Here is an 18,187-nt window from a genome sequence, read left to right on the forward strand (position 1 = left end):
TTAAAACGAAAATTTTCCGGTCATCAAATAATGAAGAATGAATATAGCAATGGCAAGCAGCACAAGAAGTGTCTGGAAACTCAGGTGACGTTTCTTGTACTTTTTCAAGTGCTTGGTATGCTCCGAGAACTTGCCGCGCAAATCCTCTGGCTTGAACTCCTTTGGAGGCAACATTCCGAGGTCGCGCTTGGCGTTTTCCTCAATCTGCTTCAGTTTCTCCTTACGCTCGTCTACATAGATGTAGTTGTGTTGAAAGCCGCGTGGCTTTCGTGCGTTGAACATAAAAAATCCCATAATCTCTATTCCTCCTTAGTTTTGTTTTTTTTCTTCAGTTTCTGTAGCGGTGCAGAGCGTCGGTTCTGAATAACGAGTTCCTGCTCTTTCTTCTTTCCGCGCCAGTTAAAAATGTCGTCCTTGTCGGTAGGGCGAATATAATCGAACCACGCAAACCCGTCGAGATAGCGTTTGTTCTCGGGAGCCTGATCGAGCGGATACAGAACGCCGTTCGACTGCGGACTCATTATAATCTTTTGCAGTTTGTTTTCCTTGATAAAGAGGCTCAACTTGCTCGTCTCGGCATAGTTAAGACCGATTATCAGACTATCGTCGTCGAGCGGATAGTAAATTGAGCGCACATTGTTAAGCACATCAGCCTGATGCATCTTTCCGTCGGTGAAGAAAGCCTTCATCTCCTTGCCCGAAACCTGATTGTAGTGCGTGCTGTCCATCTTCTCTACACTCATTGCCTGACGCTGAACGTGAGCCCAGTCGATGGTGCTGTCGCGCATGTAAACCGAGATTTCCTCGCCAACAAGCTGCTGATTGTTATTCCACACAATCGGATTGTCGTACATCGTCATACAACTGTCTTTCGAACTAAAAACCAGCGAGTCGCATACCGCCTGAACATCTTTTCTGAAGGCGCGGACCTTGTGATAGGCGTGCATCTTACGGTAAGCCGAATCGGTCTCGATGTTGAAAGTCTGAAGTCTGAACGTATCGGCATGCATGTAGAGCGTATCGGGACCTTGCGAGAAATCTATCGCCACCGCGCTGTCGTATGCCACGGCATAGCCTGTCTTTTCGTTGTAGTAGCAGTAGTTTCCGGTGAATCCGTTCTTATTAACCGTATCTGTGTAGACGATATTGCGGAATGCCTTGCCCACACCTGTCTTGCGGTCGTAGAAGAGGCTGTCGCCGATGAGCGACTTACCGTCGTTGTTGCTCAACTTTGAGCGGCCGAACATTCGGGCACGGTCGCTGCGTGTGTCGTAGAATCCAAGTTCGGAATAAATGTGATTGTCGTCGCTGTAAATATCCGACGGACCAACGATGTTGGCAATTCCGTTGGTTGTGTTGTAGCGCAGAGTATCGGACGTAAGCGTGTACTTTGGATTCACGAGTTTTACATGATAATTGAACGTTGCCATCTTTGTGCCCGTGTTGTACTCGCCCCAGTCGGATGTGAGCACGTTGTCGCCGTCAATCATCGTTCCGCCGTTCATGAAATAGCCGAGATTGTATATGCGGTCGTAGTCAAGGCTGTCGGTTGTGAGCGTCGTTGTCTTGTGGCGAAGTTTTACGTCCTCGCGAAGTTGGGCCAACTGCTCCTCTCCGTCGTAGTAGAGATGCTTTCCGCGAAGCGAGAGCGTGTCGCCTTGCTTCATGCGCACGTTGCCGAACGCCTCGAACGAGTTTGAAGCCTCGTAGTAGCACGCGCTGTCGCAATACATGTACATCGTGCCGTGGCGGAACGCTACGTTTCCGCGCAGAATCTGTGCCTCCGGATTCTGGAACTTGTTGTAAAACAGTTCGTCGGAATGAATCAGAAACACCTTTTTGTCGTCTGCGCCCTGCGCCGCCGTTTTTTTCTTCTTGGGCACGAAAGTCGATGTGCCAGCCAGAAGACTAATACCAAACAAGCACAGAATACCAAAAATTAGCATTCTGTGCCCGTAGAAATATCTGTCTATTCTGTATTTCATTATTTAATCCAACCAGAATACTTGAAGTTACAGTTTTTGAAATCGTCGTTAACTCTGACGTATGTATTCTTCAACTTGTCCTTTATCCACTGCTCGAGTTTCTCCTCGCGCTTCTTCTCAACAACAACGTCCTTAAGACGCTGGAAATCGTCCTTCAGAGTAGCCTTGTGGCCGTTTACACGCTGACGGAGTTTGACGATGGCGCAGACTTCCTTTCCCTTGCTGTTTACCATTGTGAAAGCCTTCGAAATCTCGCCCACTTGCATCTTGTCAACAACCTTTGCAATCTCGGCAGGAAGGTCTTGCATCTCGAACTTCGGAGTGCCGTCTTTCTGGTTTGCCATCAAACCACGGTTGTTTCGTGTGTCCTTATCAGCAGAAAGAGCCGCTGCAGCCTCCTCGAATGGGAACTTTTCGCTGCGGATGTCATCGGCAATGCTGTCGAGGCGTGCGATGCCAGCCTCAAGGTCGGCAGAAGCCACCCTCGGCTTACGCAGAATGTGACGGGTATTGATTTTGTCGCCTCGCTTCTCGATAAGCTGTATGATGTGGAATCCGAATTCAGACTCAACAATCTTCGAAACCTTCTTTGGGTCGGTAAGGTTGAACGCCACGTTGGCATATTCAGGAACAAGTTCGCCGCGTCCCATGAAACCGAGTTCGCCGCCGCGACGTGCCGATGCCTGGTCTTCTGAATAAAGCAAAGCAAGAGTTGAGAATGAAGTCTCGCCCTTGTTCACGCGGTCGGTATAACTTCTCATCTCATCCTTTATGCGGTCAATCTCTGTCTGCGGAATGCGCGGCTGGAGAGTGATAATCTGCACCTCAACGCTTGTAGGAACATAAGGTATGCTGTCTTGCGGAATGTTTGCGAAATATCGTCTCACCTCGGCTGGTGTAAGTTTGATGTCGCCCACAAGCTGCTGCTGCATCTTCTGCACCGTGAGTCCGTCTTTTATGTTGTCGTGCAATTGCTCGCGAATCTGAGTAGAAGGTTTATTGAAATATTCCTCCATCTTCTCCTTCGAGCCAATCTGCTGGATGTACCAGTTCATCTGCTGTTCAACTCTCTGCTGAACCTCGCTTTCTGTGACCTCGATACTATCGATAGCCGCCTGATGCAGGTATAGTTTCTGGATAGCCATCTGTTCAGGTATCACGCAGTCTGGGGCGCCGTCCCACTTCTGTCCTTCGTACTGGGCTCTGAGGCGTTCTGCCTCGATGTCTGATTTCAGTATAGCCTCATCACCAACAACCCAAACGACCTCATCAATTACATTTTTTTGAGCATTTGCTGTTACGCCGGCAAAAGCCAATGCCACGCAGAGCAAATATTTCAAGTCAAATATTTTACGCATTTTTTATTACTATAAATAAATCTTCGGTGCGAAGATAATACAAAAAAAATTATTTCAATGATTATTAACGGTTTTTAAAGCTTCTTGTTTTATTTCAACCGGATATTTTTTTCTAAGAGCATCAATCCAGCCCTCTTCGAGCACTTTCTGATAGTCTTTTACCAGTTGAGTCTTTACATCGCGATAGCTTTCGGGCTGAGCAATCTTGCGCCCTTCGAGAACCACCTCGGGATAGGTTTCGTACTTCTTCAGTTCGGCATTTTTCTGCTTGAAGATGGCATTGTCTACCGACTGATGGTCGCCTTGCCGAAAGATGCCCTTCTCCACCCTGCACAACTTTTCGGAAGGCGTGTTTATCTGCGTCTCGATGATGTTCTCCCACAGGTCTTCGGGCTGCTTCTTCAGAGCCTCCCTGACGCGCTTTGCAACATCCTTGTCGGCGCAATGTATAACCAAGCCCTTGAATCGCGGCGAAACCCACAGATACTCGCTCTCGTGCAGACGGTAGAAATGGTCGAGCGCACCCTCGTCGGCTGCGGCCTTGTCCCACACTTCGCGCTGCGATGCCTCGAAGAGCAAGAGCCCTTCGCGATACTCCTGAATAAGATATTTCAGATTGATGTCGCGCGCCGTCTGCTCGTCGGTGAGTTGCTGCATAACCTGCTCGGCAGTAAGGGTATAGCCCGATGCCTGAACAATCTGATTTATGCGGGCATCGGCTCCTTGGTCAGCAAGTCCGCTGGCGAGCATCTTTGCTATGAGCGACGAACGGAGTTGCGAGTATGGTTCAAGATGCTTGAAGCCTATCTTCTTTACTATGTGAAAACCGAGCGGCGTCACGAACACGCGCGAGAGTTGTCCGTTAGTCATGGCAAAAGCCACTTCTTCGAACTCTTTGAGCGTGCGATACTTGCCAAACCACGGAAGTTCGCCGCCATTTGCCGCGCTTGCCGCATCTTGCGAATAGCGTCGCGCCATCTGTGCGAAATCGGCTCCGCACAGCAATGCCTGATAGATGGAATCGGCCCTGTTCTTGATTGCAATTCGTTTGGATTCAGGCTCGTTCACTCCTACCCTCAGAAGGATGTGAGCCACCTTGACCATTCCATCGGGTTCGGTCTCGGCATAGAGATTGTTGTAATACTCAATGGCTCTCTGCTCAGCAAAGCCTTGGTCGGCAATGAGCGGACGAATCTGCTGATTTCGGTACATGCTGAATTCGTTGCGGAACGTGGTCAGAGTATCGTAGCCGGCATCTTCGGCGGCAGCCACCTTCAGCTTGTAGTCGACGAACATCGGCACATAATCCATAATAGCCTTAAGGCTGCGGATGTCGCCGTTGTTATTTTTGTTGAACGAATACTCGAACTCCGAACGAAGCACATCCTTGCCGTTAATCCTCATCACCACAGGGTCTTGCGCCGAGAGATGGACAGAGCCCACAAGAACAAGAAAAAACAAAAGACTACTTTTCAAAGTCATTTTTTAGGTTTAAATCAATATTCGGGCGCAAATATACAAAAAAATAAGAAGAGAACATTCAATAAAAATGCTCTCTTCTTTGTATTGTGGAGTAAAAGTTTTTAACATCGCGCAAATATCACCCTATCAATTTACGGGCGAGAACATCGTGTATTTTTCATTTTCCCATTTTTTTGAATAGCCACCAACTTTTTTCATAAACTTAATTTCAGGGCAATTTTTGTCCTGCATATCGCTCTTTCTCAACAAGACATCGGGCTTTTCTTTTGTTTTCTCGTAAGTTGAAATTATAGAATTATAAACAGTCCTGTTAGTTCCCCAGTTCTTCGGAGAATTGTTATACAAAACCTTTTCCATTGAGACAGCAAGCATCAAGTCCCACTTGCTGCCAATCAATATTGTTTTCTGACTAAGCAACGGCTTTACTTCCTTAATGTAGTATGAGAAATCTGCGGCTTTCGTCGAGTCGGTATACGCGTATTTCAGCATTGGGCAGTTTGCGACCTCAAACCGTCTTTCACTTCTCGATGTATACTCGGTAAAAGCATTATTGTTCGAGGAAAAGCAATTATACACTATCGCCACGCACAACGAAGCGGTGTATAAATAAAAAGTGAGCCGACAAGCAACATTATTTCTTTTCACAAGTATTAAAGAATAAAATACAAACGGAGCTATTGCCGCTGCATAAATGTAAGAAATAGAGACTCTAAAATAATAGTCTGAGCCGAAAGGCATCACATACAGTACCACCAACAATAGTAAAGCCAAGAATCTGTTTGGTTTAGAATATTTTACCACATACAACAAAACGAACGAAGCCCAAGCCAAGAAATATGTTCGTATTGTCAATGGCATTACAACAAACGTATGAACAGATTTTGCAATAAATGCCACGATTATAAGATATGCAATCCATTTAAATTTAAGTTTGTAGGCATACTTCACAAGTACAAGAACCGCTACATTTTTCAGCATTATAACCAAAATGCTTTTTATCTGCACCGCTGCCTCAGACAACATCGAAAACAAATTGTGCGAATCGTCGGCATCCTGCGAAAGTCTTGCTATGCCAACGAAACCGTTATAAAGCTCAATCAAGTCTCCTTTCGTGTATATTATCAAAAAGAAAGACAGAATGCCAGCCACGAAGCCCAACACACCAACAACAAGGAACTTTGGAATGCTTATACGCTTATCATTACAGAACAGAAAGACATACGATGCAAAAGCAAGATACACCACATTCGGCACACGAGCAAATATATTCAAGGCAAAGACAAAGCCGCTGAAGAAAATACATGCTTTGCTTGCTTTTTCAACAGCCTTTACCATCAACAATATCGACAAGACACAGAGTGAAGCCGACAAATCATCATAATAAAACTCAATCGGACGGTTGCACAAAACCATCAGCGACATCAACGTTCCACCGACAATACAAATGTTCGGTATTTTGTTTCTTAATAACCTGAAAACACAATAGAACAGAAACAGATAGTTTAGAATCTGCAAAATTCTCAGTCCCAACAATTTTGCAGAAAACATTTTCAGAAACAGATTGCTTATCAAAGCCGTAAGATAGAATGGCGATGTCTTCAAGCTCGAATAGTTCATCGCACTATCCAAGTCTATCGAATATGACAAATAAAAAGCCGAATCCAAGACAGAAATTCCGTCGGTTATGAAATAAAGTTTATAGCAGATTGTATAAACAAATATCACGAGCAACGCAAGCTTGTCATTTTTGTTTATGCAATCAGCAATGCCTTGAAAAAACGTCAATGGGACTTTCAAAAACTTCGTCATTTCTTTATCTGTTTTTTTATTTAAAAGATTCTTCCGGTTTTATAAAGCGTAAAAAGAGGATGCATCTTTTTATACACCCTCTTTTTCTATTTTTATCAATCAGATTTATTACTGTGGACGGCTGTAGTTTGGAGCCTCGCTGGTGATGATAACCTCGTGCGGATGGCTCTCGAGCATACCAGCATTTGTGATGCGTGTGAACTTAGCATCGTGAAGTTTCTCGATGTTTGCAGCACCGCAGTAGCCCATTCCCGAACGAAGACCGCCAATCAACTGGTAGATTACCTCCTGAACTGTGCCCTTATAAGGAACACGACCTGCGATTCCCTCTGGAACGAGTTTCTTTACATCCTTAACGTTGCCTTGGAAGTAGCGGTCCTTAGAACCGTTCTCCATTGCCTCGAGCGAGCCCATGCCTCGGTATGACTTGAACTTACGTCCGTTGAAGATGATTGTGTCGCCCGGACTCTCCTCTGTACCAGCAACGAGCGAGCCAATCATTACGCAATATCCGCCGGCTGCAAGAGCCTTGACGATATCGCCTGAATAGCGCAGACCGCCATCGGCAATCAACGGAACATCTGTGCCCTTCAGAGCCTGAGCCACGTCGTAAACGGCTGTAAGTTGAGGAACTCCGACACCGGCAACGACACGGGTTGTACAGATTGAACCCGGACCGATACCAACCTTAACGCCATCGGCGCCTGCCTCTACCAAGCACTTGGCAGCCTCGCCTGTGGCTACGTTACCTACTACTATATCAACATTTGGGAACAAGCGCTTTGCCTCCTTCAACTTCTCGATTACCGACTTTGAATGACCGTGAGCCGTATCGATAACGATTGCATCTACACCTGCATCAACCAAAGCCTTCATGCGGTCGAAAGTATCGGCTGTTACGCCAACGCCTGCTGCCACGCGAAGACGGCCTTTAGCATCCTTGCACGCCATTGGCTTGTCCTTGGCCTTTGTAATGTCCTTGTAAGTTATAAGACCAATCAACTTGCCATCATTGTCAACCACAGGAAGTTTCTCAATCTTATGCTCCTGAAGGATTGTAGCGGCAGCCTCCATGTCGGCCTGCTGATGGGTTGTGATAAGGTTGTCTTTTGACATAACCTCGTCTACAAGACGGTCAAGGTTCTTCTCGAAGCGGAGGTCGCGGTTTGTCACGATTCCGACGAGTTTGTTGTTGTCATCTACCACAGGAATACCGCCGATATGATACTCAGACATGATGTCGAGGGCATCCTTTACGGTTGCGCCCACCTGAATGGTTACAGGGTCGTAAATCATACCGTTTTCAGCACGCTTAACAATGGCAACCTGACGAGCCTGCTCCTCGATAGACATATTCTTGTGGATAACGCCGATACCGCCCTCGCGAGCAATGGCAATAGCCATCTTAGCCTCGGTAACAGTATCCATAGCGGCTGTTACGAAAGGAATCTTAAGCTCAATGTTTCGTGAAAAACGTGTTGAAAGTTCAACTGTTTTCGGAAGGACTTCCGAATAGGCTGGGATTAACAAAACATCGTCGAATGTTAATCCATCCATTACAATCTTATCTGCAATAAATGATGACATAAATAGTAAGTATAAAATTTATTGCGCGCAAAATTAGTGATAATTTTTCAAATAGATGGCATAAACCGGCTAAATATTTTCCGTTTGGTTAAACTTTTCAGGATTTTCTTCGAAACAGTAGCCGAAGCCCTGGCGGCTCACCACGTTTTGCGAATACTGCCCGAGTTTCTTGCGTATTCGCGCAATGTTTACATTTATGGTGCGCTCGGTAACCACAACGCCCTCCCAGATTTCAGACATAAGTTGCTGGCGCGACACTACATTTCCGCGGGTTGCAAGAAGTTTGCAGAGAAGGGCGAACTCGGTTCGGGTGAAACCAACCTGAACGCCATCGACCGTAACCGTCTTCTTGTCGATGTTTACCTGAAGTCCGCGATACGACAGAAGTCTTTTTCCGAGGCGCGCCTCAACGACGTTCATCACATAGTCGCCCAAACGTTCGCAGTCCGAAACAATCTCCTCGAAGTTTGAACTGATGAAATATGAATAGTGTTGCACGTCTACGTTCCGGATGCTCTCGGCTTTCAGGCGGTCGCGCATGGCATTGATGTCGTGTTCAATCTCTTGCGAGGTTTCGATTGAGAGTTCACTACGGCGACCGTTTATCACCACAATCATCTGCGTAAGCGACTCGTTTACGAGAGCGAACATCTCATGCAGGCTGGCATACTGCTGCGGCGTGAAATCCTCGCGGCCTTCCTTGCGCTGCTTGATGGTTCGTGCAATCTTTGAGCAGGCATCGCCAACCGATTCGAGTTCGCCTATCTGCCTGAGCATATCGCGCACCTTCGACTTAGTATCGTCCGAAAGCCGTTCGTTGCTCACCTCGCCAAGATATGCGGCAATCTCGGCCTCCATGTTGTCGGCAATCTCCTCGTACTTACAGATGCGCTCGTACTGGCGGTCGAACTCAGCGTTGTCCTTCTCGTCGAGCAGACTCTGCACCAACCCGAACATGCGCTGCATCCGTTCGGCAAAGTGTGCAACCTCCTTCTGCGCCTGCAATACCGAAATCTCGGGCGTTGACATCAGTCCGCCGTTGATGAAATGCAGAGCCGACAGTTTTTTCTTCTCGTTGGCTTTGTCAGGAAGAATACGGCAGACGATTTTTTCAATCTGCGGAATGAACCAGATGAGGACAGCCGTATTCAGCACGTTAAAGCAAGTGTGGAAGAGAGCAAGGACAACCGGAATACGCTCGGGCTGACCGCCATCGTGAGCCGAATATCCCACGATGTGGCATACCATATCGACAAACGGATAGAACACGCACAGAATCCAGCACACGCCAAAGAGGTTGAAAACCAAGTGCGCCAATGCCGCCCTGCGAGCAGGAGTTCCGGCACCGAGCGCGGCCAGATTGGCGGTTGCCGTGGTTCCGATATTCTCGCCCATAACCAGCGCGATGCCCAGATAAATAGGAAGCACTCCAGTTGAGCAGAGAAGAATGGTTATTGCCATTACCGCCGCAGATGACTGCACGATGCAGGTGATGACAGTTCCGGCGGCAAGGAAGATGAGCACCGTGAGATAACTGTCGGTATTGAACGAAGAGAAGAAACTTACAACGGCGGCATTGTGCTCAAGATTCATGCTCTTGCCCACTCCGCTAAGCAGCACCAGCGACCAGAAGAGGAATGCCAGTCCGAACAGAAAATCGCCGGCAAATCGATGTTTCTTCTGCCAAATAAGAAAGATACCGATAATGAACGCAGGAAAGACTACGCAGGTGAGGTCTATGCTGTATCCCAGCGACATAATCCACGCCGTGAGAGTTGTTCCGATGTTGGCACCCATAATTACGGATATTGCCTGAGCCAAGGTAAGCAGTCCGGCAGAAACGAACGACACCGTCATGACCGTTGTTGCCGACGACGACTGCACGGCGCAGGTAACAAACGTTCCGGTAAGCATTCCGCTGAATCGGTTCGAGGTCATCCTTCCAAGAACATGTCTCAGACTCGAGCCTGCCATTTTCTGCAAGGCATCGCTCATCATCTTCATTCCGTAAACAAGAAGAGCCAGCGAACCGAGCAGTTTAAAAATAATGTCGATAGTCATTTTTCAGTTGTTGTTTTTATTTTCGCAACAAATTTACAAAAATATGCAGAAAAAGACCACATCGGCACGGTTACAAAACGGTTACAAATAATCATTAGCGTAAAAAAGAAAGGCCCGCGGCCTTAATTAAAAAAGCCGCGAGCCAATCCCTTCGCTTATTCAAGAGTCAGGCATTGAGAGCCTGAACGATATCGTCGAAAATATCATCTACATCTTCAAGACCGATGCTCAGACGTATTGTCGTGTCCTTAACATCCATAGCCTTCTTCTGACTTCCGCTAAAAGGTCCGAAGATTGTTGAGTACGGATGAATGGCAAGCGTCTTGTTGTCGAACAGATTAGTGGCACGATGAACCACCTTCAGATTGTTTATGAAACTGTAACACGACTGGCGGTCGGCCAAGTCGATGGTAAGCATCGCACCAGCCGTTTTGCCATACTGCCTTTGAGCCAGTTCGTAGAACGGATTATCTTCCAAGCCGATGTAGTTTACGCTTACAATCTGCGGAACATCGCGAAGCCGCTTGGCAAGTTCGAGCGTGTTGCGGCTCTGCACGGCATAGCGCGCGTGGAGCGACTCCAAGCCGAGGGTCTGCATGTAAGCCGCATGGGGAGTCATGTATCCACCCAGATTGAACAGAAGTTCGAAACGGATGCGCTGATTAAAGACACCGAACGTTCCGTAGTCAATAATCAGTCCGCCGAGCGATGTTGCTCCGCCCGAAATGTACTTCGTACTGCTCACAACCTGAACATCAATACCCAAAGCCTTGGCATCGAACTCGGTAAACGGAATCATGGTTGTGTCGGCAATGAGCGGAATGCCGTTCTTGCGTGCCACCTCGGCAAGAGCAGCAACGTCGGCAACCTCCATCTGCGGATTAGTAACGATTTCGAGGAAGATGCAGCAGGTGTGTTCGTCTACGGCAGCCTCAACAGCATCAATGTCGAGCAGATTTACCGCCTTGCTGTCTACTCCAAGCCTGCCGAGAGTCTTGTTTATCAACGAAACCGTGTTACCGAACAGATGATTGCTCGTTACGATGTTGCTTCCGCTCTGCGCCACGGCTATAAGAGCGTTAGAGATGGCCGCCATGCCCGAGTTGAAGGCAAAGACATTCTGCGCATCGGTTAGTTCCTTAACCCTGTCTTCGAAGAAAGTAACCGTTGGGTTCATAACTCTCGAATAATCAGGTTCGAGAACCCTTCCGCAGAAGGCATCGGCCATTGCCTGCGCGCTGTCGAACTCGAAGGCGGCACAATGGTATACCGGCATGCTCAAAGCGCCGTATGGATCTTTTTTACTGTAGTTTGTCTTTGTTGCTATTGTCTGTTTGCTCATAACTTTACTGTTTTTATTTCTTATTAACTATTGCACAAACGCACGAATCGCTCCACACGTTTTCTGCTGTTTCAACCATATCAATTATCGTAAAAATAGGAAGGATAATTCCCATTATGCCCACGGGCGAGCCGTTGCCTGCCATCAGCGAGAGCGTTAGGAAGTAGCATCCCATCGGGACTCCGGCGTTGCCGATGGCAGAAATCACCGCAATGACAAGCCACAAGAGCATCGTTGGGAGCGTGAGAACCGTTCCGCCGTTCTGCATCACGAAAAGCGATGTAACCAAGATGAAGGCGGCGCATCCGTTCATGTTTATCGTAGTACAGATGGGCAGGACGAAGCGCGCCACATCGGGGCGCACGCCCAGATTATCCTCGGCCGAACGCATCGTTACAGGCAGAGTGGCTGCCGAACTCTTTGTGAAGAGAGCCATCAGTACGGCTGGCGACATTGCCTTGAACACCTTCAGAGGATTAAGTCCGCGAACCAGAAGGAACAGCGGCAGAACGACGAAGAACTGTATGATGTTTCCGCCAAGGATTACCGCCACATACTTGCCAAGCGAGCCGACGATTACGCCTGCCGTAATCTGAGCCGAGAGTTGGGCGGCAAACGCAACGATTCCGACGGGCAATGCCCATATCAGCGCACGGATAAGGGTGAACAGAAGTTCCTGCAAGGCTGAGAAGAACTTTACGAGCACCTCCTTGTTCTCGCTCTGCGGCATGAAGGCGAGAGCCAGTCCTACTGAAGAGGCGATGATGAGAATACTCAGCACGTTTCCGTTGATGAACGGCTGAAGTACGTTGTTCGGAATAACATTCAAGATGTGGTCGTAGTACGACAGCGACTCCAGATTCTGCGGAACGTCTACGCTTCCCATCTTCACCACCTCCTCGGGAAGATTTTCGGGAGCGATGACGATGTACAGAATCAGTCCAACGGCAGCCGCCGAAACGGTTGTCAGCAACGTGTAAGTAAGCGTGTGCGCGAATATCTTTCCGGCATTGTTCTTTGTGCCGAGCGATGCCAGCGTGGTTATCACGGCAAGCGCGATGGTTGGCACGGCCACAAACTGAAACAGCCGCGTAAACGACGATGCAATGAAATTAAACAGCGCGTTGAGCCATTCAATCTCCAAAACTCCAAGAACTGCGCCCAACACGAGCGCACCAATCCATATTACTATATTTTTCATCCTTTTATATTGTTTTTTGCTTCCTAAACTTTACGTCATAACGACCATGCCAGATTAAGGTAGAAGTTGCGTCCCTTCTGCGGAATGTCGCACCAGTCTGAAAATGCCGAATATCTCTTGTCGAGCAGATTCTCGACGCCTGCCCTCACAGTTAGTAACGCTTTGCGTAGCGAAAAATTATACGAGCCGCTCAGTCCAAGCACAACATATTCGGGAGTCTCGCTCTCGCCATACTTCGCAGCATAGTTTGTCTGGCGTGCATTTCCCTTTACATCAAACTGAACACGGGCATCACCCTTGATATAAGCCAGATTAAGTCCGTAACTGAAAGGCGATATTAGCGGCAGGTTATCGCCATTGTCATCCGTTCCGATGGCATAGCCTAGCGAGCCGTTCAGCTCCAATTCTTTCAGAATCTGCCACTTGGCAGTAAAGTTCGTATTGATGATGCGCGCATCACTCAGGTTTCCGTAGACCTTAACGCCCTTTGCGCCTATCGTCATGGCACTGAGGCGATTCTCGAAATGCCCTATGATGTAGTTGCTGAAGAAGAAGGCGTTGGCATCAATCTGAAGCGACAGACGCTTTATTCCGCTGAACTTTGCCGATGCGTTCACCTCTACTGCCGATTCGTTCTTCAGAGCCGGATTGCCGATGTAGTCGAACTGGTCGAACGTATTGTTGAGATAATATCCGTATGCCTCGGTAACCGTTGGAGCGCGACTGCCCCACCCTGCGCCGACCGACAGAAGCCAGTCTTTCGGCGTGAACGAGTAGCCCAGTGCCACCCTTCCGGTTGTCTGCCTGTATTCGTCCGTCATCTTAGGGAAGAAAACCTTCTGCGCCTTGTAGCCCTCCTCGTTGTTCAGTTTCTGCGTCTGAAAGGCTATTTTTGCCGAGAGTCTGAGTGCGTGCTTGCCCGAGAGCGTTATCCTGTCGCAGAAAGCCAGTCCGGTGTTAAGCGTTCCCACATCGGGCCACGTTACCATGTACATTGGCGCGGCTCCTCCGGGATACATCGTCATGTCGGCAAAGAGGCGGTTGTAGTACAAGTCGTAATTCAGTTGCGCATCATGAACGCTGTTGCCTGCCACGAGCAGACTGTACAGACCTGCCGTCCAACTCTCGCCGGGCATATCCATGTGAATCTCGACGTCGGGGCGCGTGGTGTCGTCCATTATATGTGTTATGTGATTGTAGTATGCCTTTGTCTCCCACGAAGTGAGAAAATCTCCGCCAAACAGCCTTCGGTACGACAGCGAGGTGATGAAAGCCTCAGCCTTCGAGACGTCCATGTTCAAGGCGGGATAGCCAACGTCCGTAGCCTTGTCGTAGATGAGCGTGCCCTCGACGATGTTCTTTTCCTTCAGTCTGAAGCCCACGTTGCCAAAGAGGTTGACTTTCGTAAACTGCGAGTACAGCACCTCCTTGCCGCCGGCCTTGTAGTTGTCGGCATCGCGCCAGTATGCTCCGAAGTTTGTGTAGAACGAATGTCGCGATAAGGCAGCGTCAACTCCTGCCACTCTTACGTTTCCGTTTGTCTCGTATCCGGCGTTGGCACTCAGTTGTAGTGGTTTCTTGCCGAATCCTGCCTTCTGAAGTTTGAGGTCGAGGCTTCCGCCTATGTTTCCTGTGCTCTGCGGATTGCCGAAGAGTCCGGAGTTAAGGCTTATGCTTTGCAGATTACCACTCTCAACGTACGATGTTACGGGGTCCATCTTGTCGGTACAAGCATAGAAAATCTTCATTCCGTCGATGGTTGTCGATACTCGTTCGGTCTGCATGTTGTTTACCGACGGCTCCCACGCATAACTTCCGCGCCTTATCAGGCTAACGCCCGAGAGTTGCTGAAGATGCTCGTCGATGCTTGCCGTCTTGCCCTTGACAGAGCGTTTGCCGCCCTGTATGTTTGAAGTAGATACCACCACTACCTCGTCGATGTTATGCGACTGGTTGGTGATGGTATCACTGTTATGAGCAATATAAAGGGTTGAAAATAGTAATTCTAAAATCATTCGAATCAACAATTGAAAATTGACAATGGACAATTGCTTTTCAATCTTCAATTGTCATCATTGTCAATTGTCAATTGTGCATTGTCAATTATGAATCAAATAGTTACATCAAGATACAGCGAGCTGAAGCCTGAGTCCAAGTCGTCGCCGCCTGCCACAATGTTGCCGTTGGCATCCTTTACTGTTAAGTGGATTCGCCACAAGCCTGTCATCGTAAGGTTGAGAGTGCCCAGATAACTGCCATCGTCCTGCTTTGTAAATGCCGCGTTGTCTGGCGATGAGTGGTTGCCCATGTCGGGCATCGTCGGAAGAATTTCTACTGTAAACTTCTCGCTTGCAACCTGATAAGGCTCTGTAACCTTCGCGCTCTTCTTCGAGATGTAAGCCTTTACGGCATTTGTGCCAGTCTTGTATTCAGTTGGATTTACGAGCGAGATGAAGAATGTCTCATTGCCCACCTTGAACGACTTGACCCAGTCCTGACCGTCTGGCAGCGGATTAACCACCTGCTCAACATCATTGATGCTTGCCTCGCTCTTCAGCACCCGTGCTGTATAAGACAAAGCCCATGTGTCCTTGCCCGATGTGCTCATTATGAACGAAATCCATCCGCGCTTTACGGCAGTAGGTTTGTTGTCGAACGTCTCGACACCAGCCGATACAGGTGTGCTGTGATACATGTTCATCGCGCTCATGTGCATAAGCGGAGTGATGCTTGTTATGTCGAAGTCCTTAACGTAGTTGCCGTTTTTCTTCTTTGTAGCAACAAAGAATATCTCGTTGTAGCCCTTGTGGAAGTCGGCCGAACGATATGCAAACACGTTGTACTTATCGTCAATATCCTTAATAGAAAGTTCAGGAATGATTGTAACCGTCTGTAGGAACTTGTAAACCTGCAGAGCCTCCTCTGCCGAGCAGCAGTCAACATCGCCGTCGAGCGTCACGCCCGGAATCTCAATGTCCTGCACTCCGTTGTTGTCGTTAGAGTTGCATGCCGTAAAGGTCAGAACAACTGCTGCCATCGATAAGAATAATAAAATCTTTTTCATACTAAAATCCTGTTTTATTTCAGTTTCTATTTAGGTGATAAAAAAAGGAGACCGGCGTCTTTACAACGAACCCCAACACCGGTCTCGCGGAAATTGATAATGATTAATAACCGGGATTCTGACTAATACCAAGGTTCTCGCCCGACAAGCCTGTTGGTATAGGCTGGCGATAATGGCGGCCCTGTACGTTGTTATATTTTGCCTTCAGGTGGTTGTGAACCTTTGTGAAGAACGCCTCCTGATCGGCAGTATAAGTCTGATTATTCTTCCAGTCATCAGCAAAGTGCTTGTAGTTCTTCACCTTCTGTACAGATGAAATCAGGTCCTTCCAGCGATAACTGTTATACAAAGAGAACTGCTCGTATGTAAACTCGTAGTCCCACTCGCGCTTAATCTGGTCGAATGTAGGTGCAGAGACAGTCTCGATGCCTGCGCGCTTTCTCAGTTCGTTGAACGGAGCGGCAGCCTCGGCGTTGCGGCCAAGCTGAACAAGAGCCTCAGCCTTTGTCAATAGCACCTCGGCATAGCGTATCTCGATGCGGTCAACCGAGTTGTGGGTAATCTCAAGGTTCTCGGCATCCTGATAGCTCTGGTCTACGCCCTTTCCGTTGATTGGAGTGTAGACTGGCGAATAGTAGTGATGTGTCTTACCCGTTTCCGGATTAACAACGGTTGTGAAGTATGTCTCGGCCAGACGCTTGTCGTCAGGATATTCAGCCTTCCAGTCGTCGTACAGATTATCGTCGGCAACCTCGGTGTGGTTCTGCGAGTAGCCTGTGCCGTTCTCTCCGTTCTGGAATGGGAATGTCCACGAGCAATGTGTCTGATGGTTACCCTGTGCATCGTACTCGTCGCCGTCGTGGGCAATGGTAAACAGATGCTCGTTTGTGCCGCGTTTGTTGCTCTCATACTCGCGTCCCCAAAGTTTGTTGTAGTCTGGGTCGAGTTTCAGCAAACCGCTATTGATTACCTTGTCGGCATACTCAACAGCCTTTTCGAGGCGCGAATCGGTCTTGGTGAACGTAGGGTCGGTCTGCGATGATGCGATGGCAGCCACCTCGCTCTGCGAAAGCGGATTGTCGCCCCATACCAGATATGTTCGTGCCAGCAATCCCTGAGCCGCCTGCTTTGACGGAACGCGAGGGTCGCCGTCGTAGTTCTTCAGCAGTTCCTCGGCTGCGGTAAAGTCGCTCACAATCTGGTTAAACACCTCGTCTATCGACTTGCGCTCGGTTGTGCTTCCACCCTCTTCGGTAAAGACAGGCACTTCGCCCCAAAGTTGAACGAGTTTAAGGTAAGCCAGTCCGCGAAGGAACTTTGCCTTTCCAACAGCGGCATTGTAGCCAGCCTGCGAAACCTTTCCGGCCTTTAACGAGTTTGTTACGGTTGCTATCGCCTCGTTGTCCTGCGAGATGCCAAGGAAGAGGTGGTTAAAAATCTTTACCTGATACCATGTAGAAGATAGTTGCTCGAATCGGCTGTTTACCGGGCCGGGCTCTCCTTCCTCGCCCTCGAAAGATATTAGTTTGTTTGAGTTAAGTTCAACGATGAACGAGAACGACGAACTTAGCGGCTGCCAGTGGCTGTAAACGCCGTTCACAAGCGACAGCGCGCTGGCATCGTCGGCAACTACGTTTTCGTCGGTAACCTGATTCTTCACTGAGTCATCGCTTGAGCATGATGACAATGTTGGTATAAGCGAAGCCGCCGCGAAGGCAGCAATAAATAAATCTTTTTTCTTCATTGTACACTCTAATTTAATTGTTACTAAACTCGTTTTATTCTGTGTTTGTTTGACATTGCAAAGATACGGCGACTTCGGCGGCTTCACAATCGCATTTTAAGTGTATATTTAACTAACATATTTATGGTAGAAGGGCGATTATTTTGAATTGATAATTGACAGTTGATAATTGACAATGAGGAAGTTAGAAAGTTGAACCCAAATCGGTCATTAGGATTTCTCGGTGCTGTATGGCAGAGAGAAAACCTTTAGTTTTTCCCATATCGAGAGGAAGGATCGTCGTGTTTTCAACGACCTGGCCAAGTACAGAATGTGCTTGTTTTTTGTCTTTCCCAGATATGCGGGTGTTGATATCAGTTCGTAGCGGATTGTCTTGAGGAACTTCTTTTTGTCGGAGTTCATCAATGCATGGCGAAACAGCGACATGAAGTTGTATGCCATGATTATGAAATTGCCGCAGGCTTCTGTCGCCCAGAAGTTGTGCGATACGAAGTCGTCTATAGAAAAATCGTATTTCAGTTCCTTGATTCTGTTCTCTGAGTCGGCTCTGCCAC

General features: G+C 48.1%; 13 protein-coding genes and 1 pseudogene. All 14 read right to left on the reverse strand.

Annotation, left to right across the window (positions count from 1 at the left end; translation table 11 throughout):
* Complete coding sequence (locus T538_RS0116130) at positions 1 to 294, reverse strand: hypothetical protein (protein WP_031535732.1); 294 nt, start codon at positions 292 to 294, stop codon at positions 1 to 3.
* 5 nt (positions 295 to 299) lie between these two features.
* Entirely contained in the window at positions 300 to 1,985 is a 1,686-nt protein-coding gene (locus T538_RS0116135; protein ID WP_051656192.1) for an OstA-like protein, read from the reverse strand.
* Positions 1,985 to 3,343, reverse strand: coding sequence for a peptidylprolyl isomerase (locus tag T538_RS0116140; RefSeq protein ID WP_031535736.1), 1,359 nt, complete (start codon positions 3,341 to 3,343; stop codon positions 1,985 to 1,987). The genes T538_RS0116135 and T538_RS0116140 overlap by 1 nt, the downstream gene beginning before the upstream one ends.
* A 54-nt stretch (positions 3,344 to 3,397) precedes the next feature.
* Positions 3,398 to 4,825, reverse strand: coding sequence for a peptidylprolyl isomerase (locus T538_RS0116145; RefSeq protein ID WP_031535737.1), 1,428 nt, complete (start codon positions 4,823 to 4,825; stop codon positions 3,398 to 3,400).
* A 126-nt stretch (positions 4,826 to 4,951) separates the two neighbouring features.
* The gene (locus T538_RS0116150; RefSeq protein ID WP_031535739.1) at positions 4,952 to 6,634 is read right to left on the reverse strand and encodes a glycosyltransferase family 39 protein; all 1,683 of its coding nucleotides are present in this window, start codon (positions 6,632 to 6,634) and stop codon (positions 4,952 to 4,954) included.
* 108 nt (positions 6,635 to 6,742) lie between these two features.
* Positions 6,743 to 8,221, reverse strand: coding sequence for an IMP dehydrogenase (gene guaB / locus T538_RS0116155; RefSeq protein WP_031535741.1), 1,479 nt, complete (start codon positions 8,219 to 8,221; stop codon positions 6,743 to 6,745).
* Between the two features lie 69 nt (positions 8,222 to 8,290).
* Positions 8,291 to 8,605, reverse strand: coding sequence for a winged helix-turn-helix domain-containing protein (locus tag T538_RS19070; protein ID WP_231497135.1), 315 nt, complete (start codon positions 8,603 to 8,605; stop codon positions 8,291 to 8,293).
* Between the two features lie 3 nt (positions 8,606 to 8,608).
* Positions 8,609 to 10,282 (reverse strand): annotated as a pseudogene (locus T538_RS0116160) (Na/Pi cotransporter family protein); the annotation flags it as partial.
* Between the two features lie 166 nt (positions 10,283 to 10,448).
* Positions 10,449 to 11,624 (reverse strand): aminotransferase class V-fold PLP-dependent enzyme, encoded by a 1,176-nt coding sequence (locus T538_RS0116165; protein ID WP_031535743.1) that lies wholly within the window; start codon positions 11,622 to 11,624, stop codon positions 10,449 to 10,451.
* A gap of 13 nt (positions 11,625 to 11,637) precedes the next feature.
* Positions 11,638 to 12,825 carry a dicarboxylate/amino acid:cation symporter gene (locus T538_RS0116170; protein ID WP_081835058.1) on the reverse strand — a complete coding sequence of 396 codons (1,188 nt, stop codon included), beginning with the start codon at positions 12,823 to 12,825 and terminating at the stop codon, positions 11,638 to 11,640.
* A gap of 35 nt (positions 12,826 to 12,860) precedes the next feature.
* Positions 12,861 to 14,840 (reverse strand): TonB-dependent receptor, encoded by a 1,980-nt coding sequence (locus T538_RS0116175; RefSeq protein ID WP_031535747.1) that lies wholly within the window; start codon positions 14,838 to 14,840, stop codon positions 12,861 to 12,863.
* A 95-nt stretch (positions 14,841 to 14,935) separates the two neighbouring features.
* Complete coding sequence (locus tag T538_RS17920) at positions 14,936 to 15,889, reverse strand: FixH family protein (protein WP_081835059.1); 954 nt, start codon at positions 15,887 to 15,889, stop codon at positions 14,936 to 14,938.
* Positions 15,890 to 15,992: 103 nt separating this feature from the next.
* Complete coding sequence (locus tag T538_RS0116185; RefSeq protein WP_031535756.1) at positions 15,993 to 17,633, reverse strand: RagB/SusD family nutrient uptake outer membrane protein; 1,641 nt, start codon at positions 17,631 to 17,633, stop codon at positions 15,993 to 15,995.
* Positions 17,634 to 17,843: 210 nt separating this feature from the next.
* On the reverse strand, positions 17,844 to 18,187 hold a 344-nt coding region (locus T538_RS0116190), incomplete at its 5' end, for a transposase (RefSeq protein WP_031541544.1).

The sequence above is a fragment of the Bacteroides sp. Ga6A2 genome (genome assembly GCF_000702225.1).
GTDB lineage: Bacteria > Bacteroidota > Bacteroidia > Bacteroidales > Bacteroidaceae > Ga6A1.

What these genes read in the sequence shown, in the direction of transcription:
- T538_RS0116130 (WP_031535732.1), bottom strand. Translation starts at nt 294, where the DNA reads ATGGGATTTTTTATGTTCAACGCACGAAAGCCACGCGGCTTTCAACAC.
- T538_RS0116135 (WP_051656192.1), bottom strand. Translation starts at nt 1,985, where the DNA reads ATGAAATACAGAATAGACAGATATTTCTACGGGCACAGAATGCTAATT.
- T538_RS0116140 (WP_031535736.1), bottom strand. Translation starts at nt 3,343, where the DNA reads ATGCGTAAAATATTTGACTTGAAATATTTGCTCTGCGTGGCATTGGCT.
- T538_RS0116145 (WP_031535737.1), bottom strand. Translation starts at nt 4,825, where the DNA reads ATGACTTTGAAAAGTAGTCTTTTGTTTTTTCTTGTTCTTGTGGGCTCT.
- T538_RS0116150 (WP_031535739.1), bottom strand. Translation starts at nt 6,634, where the DNA reads ATGACGAAGTTTTTGAAAGTCCCATTGACGTTTTTTCAAGGCATTGCT.
- guaB (WP_031535741.1), bottom strand. Translation starts at nt 8,221, where the DNA reads ATGTCATCATTTATTGCAGATAAGATTGTAATGGATGGATTAACATTC.
- T538_RS0116165 (WP_031535743.1), bottom strand. Translation starts at nt 11,624, where the DNA reads ATGAGCAAACAGACAATAGCAACAAAGACAAACTACAGTAAAAAAGAT.
- T538_RS0116170 (WP_081835058.1), bottom strand. Translation starts at nt 12,825, where the DNA reads ATGAAAAATATAGTAATATGGATTGGTGCGCTCGTGTTGGGCGCAGTT.
- T538_RS0116175 (WP_031535747.1), bottom strand. Translation starts at nt 14,840, where the DNA reads ATGATTTTAGAATTACTATTTTCAACCCTTTATATTGCTCATAACAGT.
- T538_RS17920 (WP_081835059.1), bottom strand. Translation starts at nt 15,889, where the DNA reads ATGAAAAAGATTTTATTATTCTTATCGATGGCAGCAGTTGTTCTGACC.
- T538_RS0116185 (WP_031535756.1), bottom strand. Translation starts at nt 17,633, where the DNA reads ATGAAGAAAAAAGATTTATTTATTGCTGCCTTCGCGGCGGCTTCGCTT.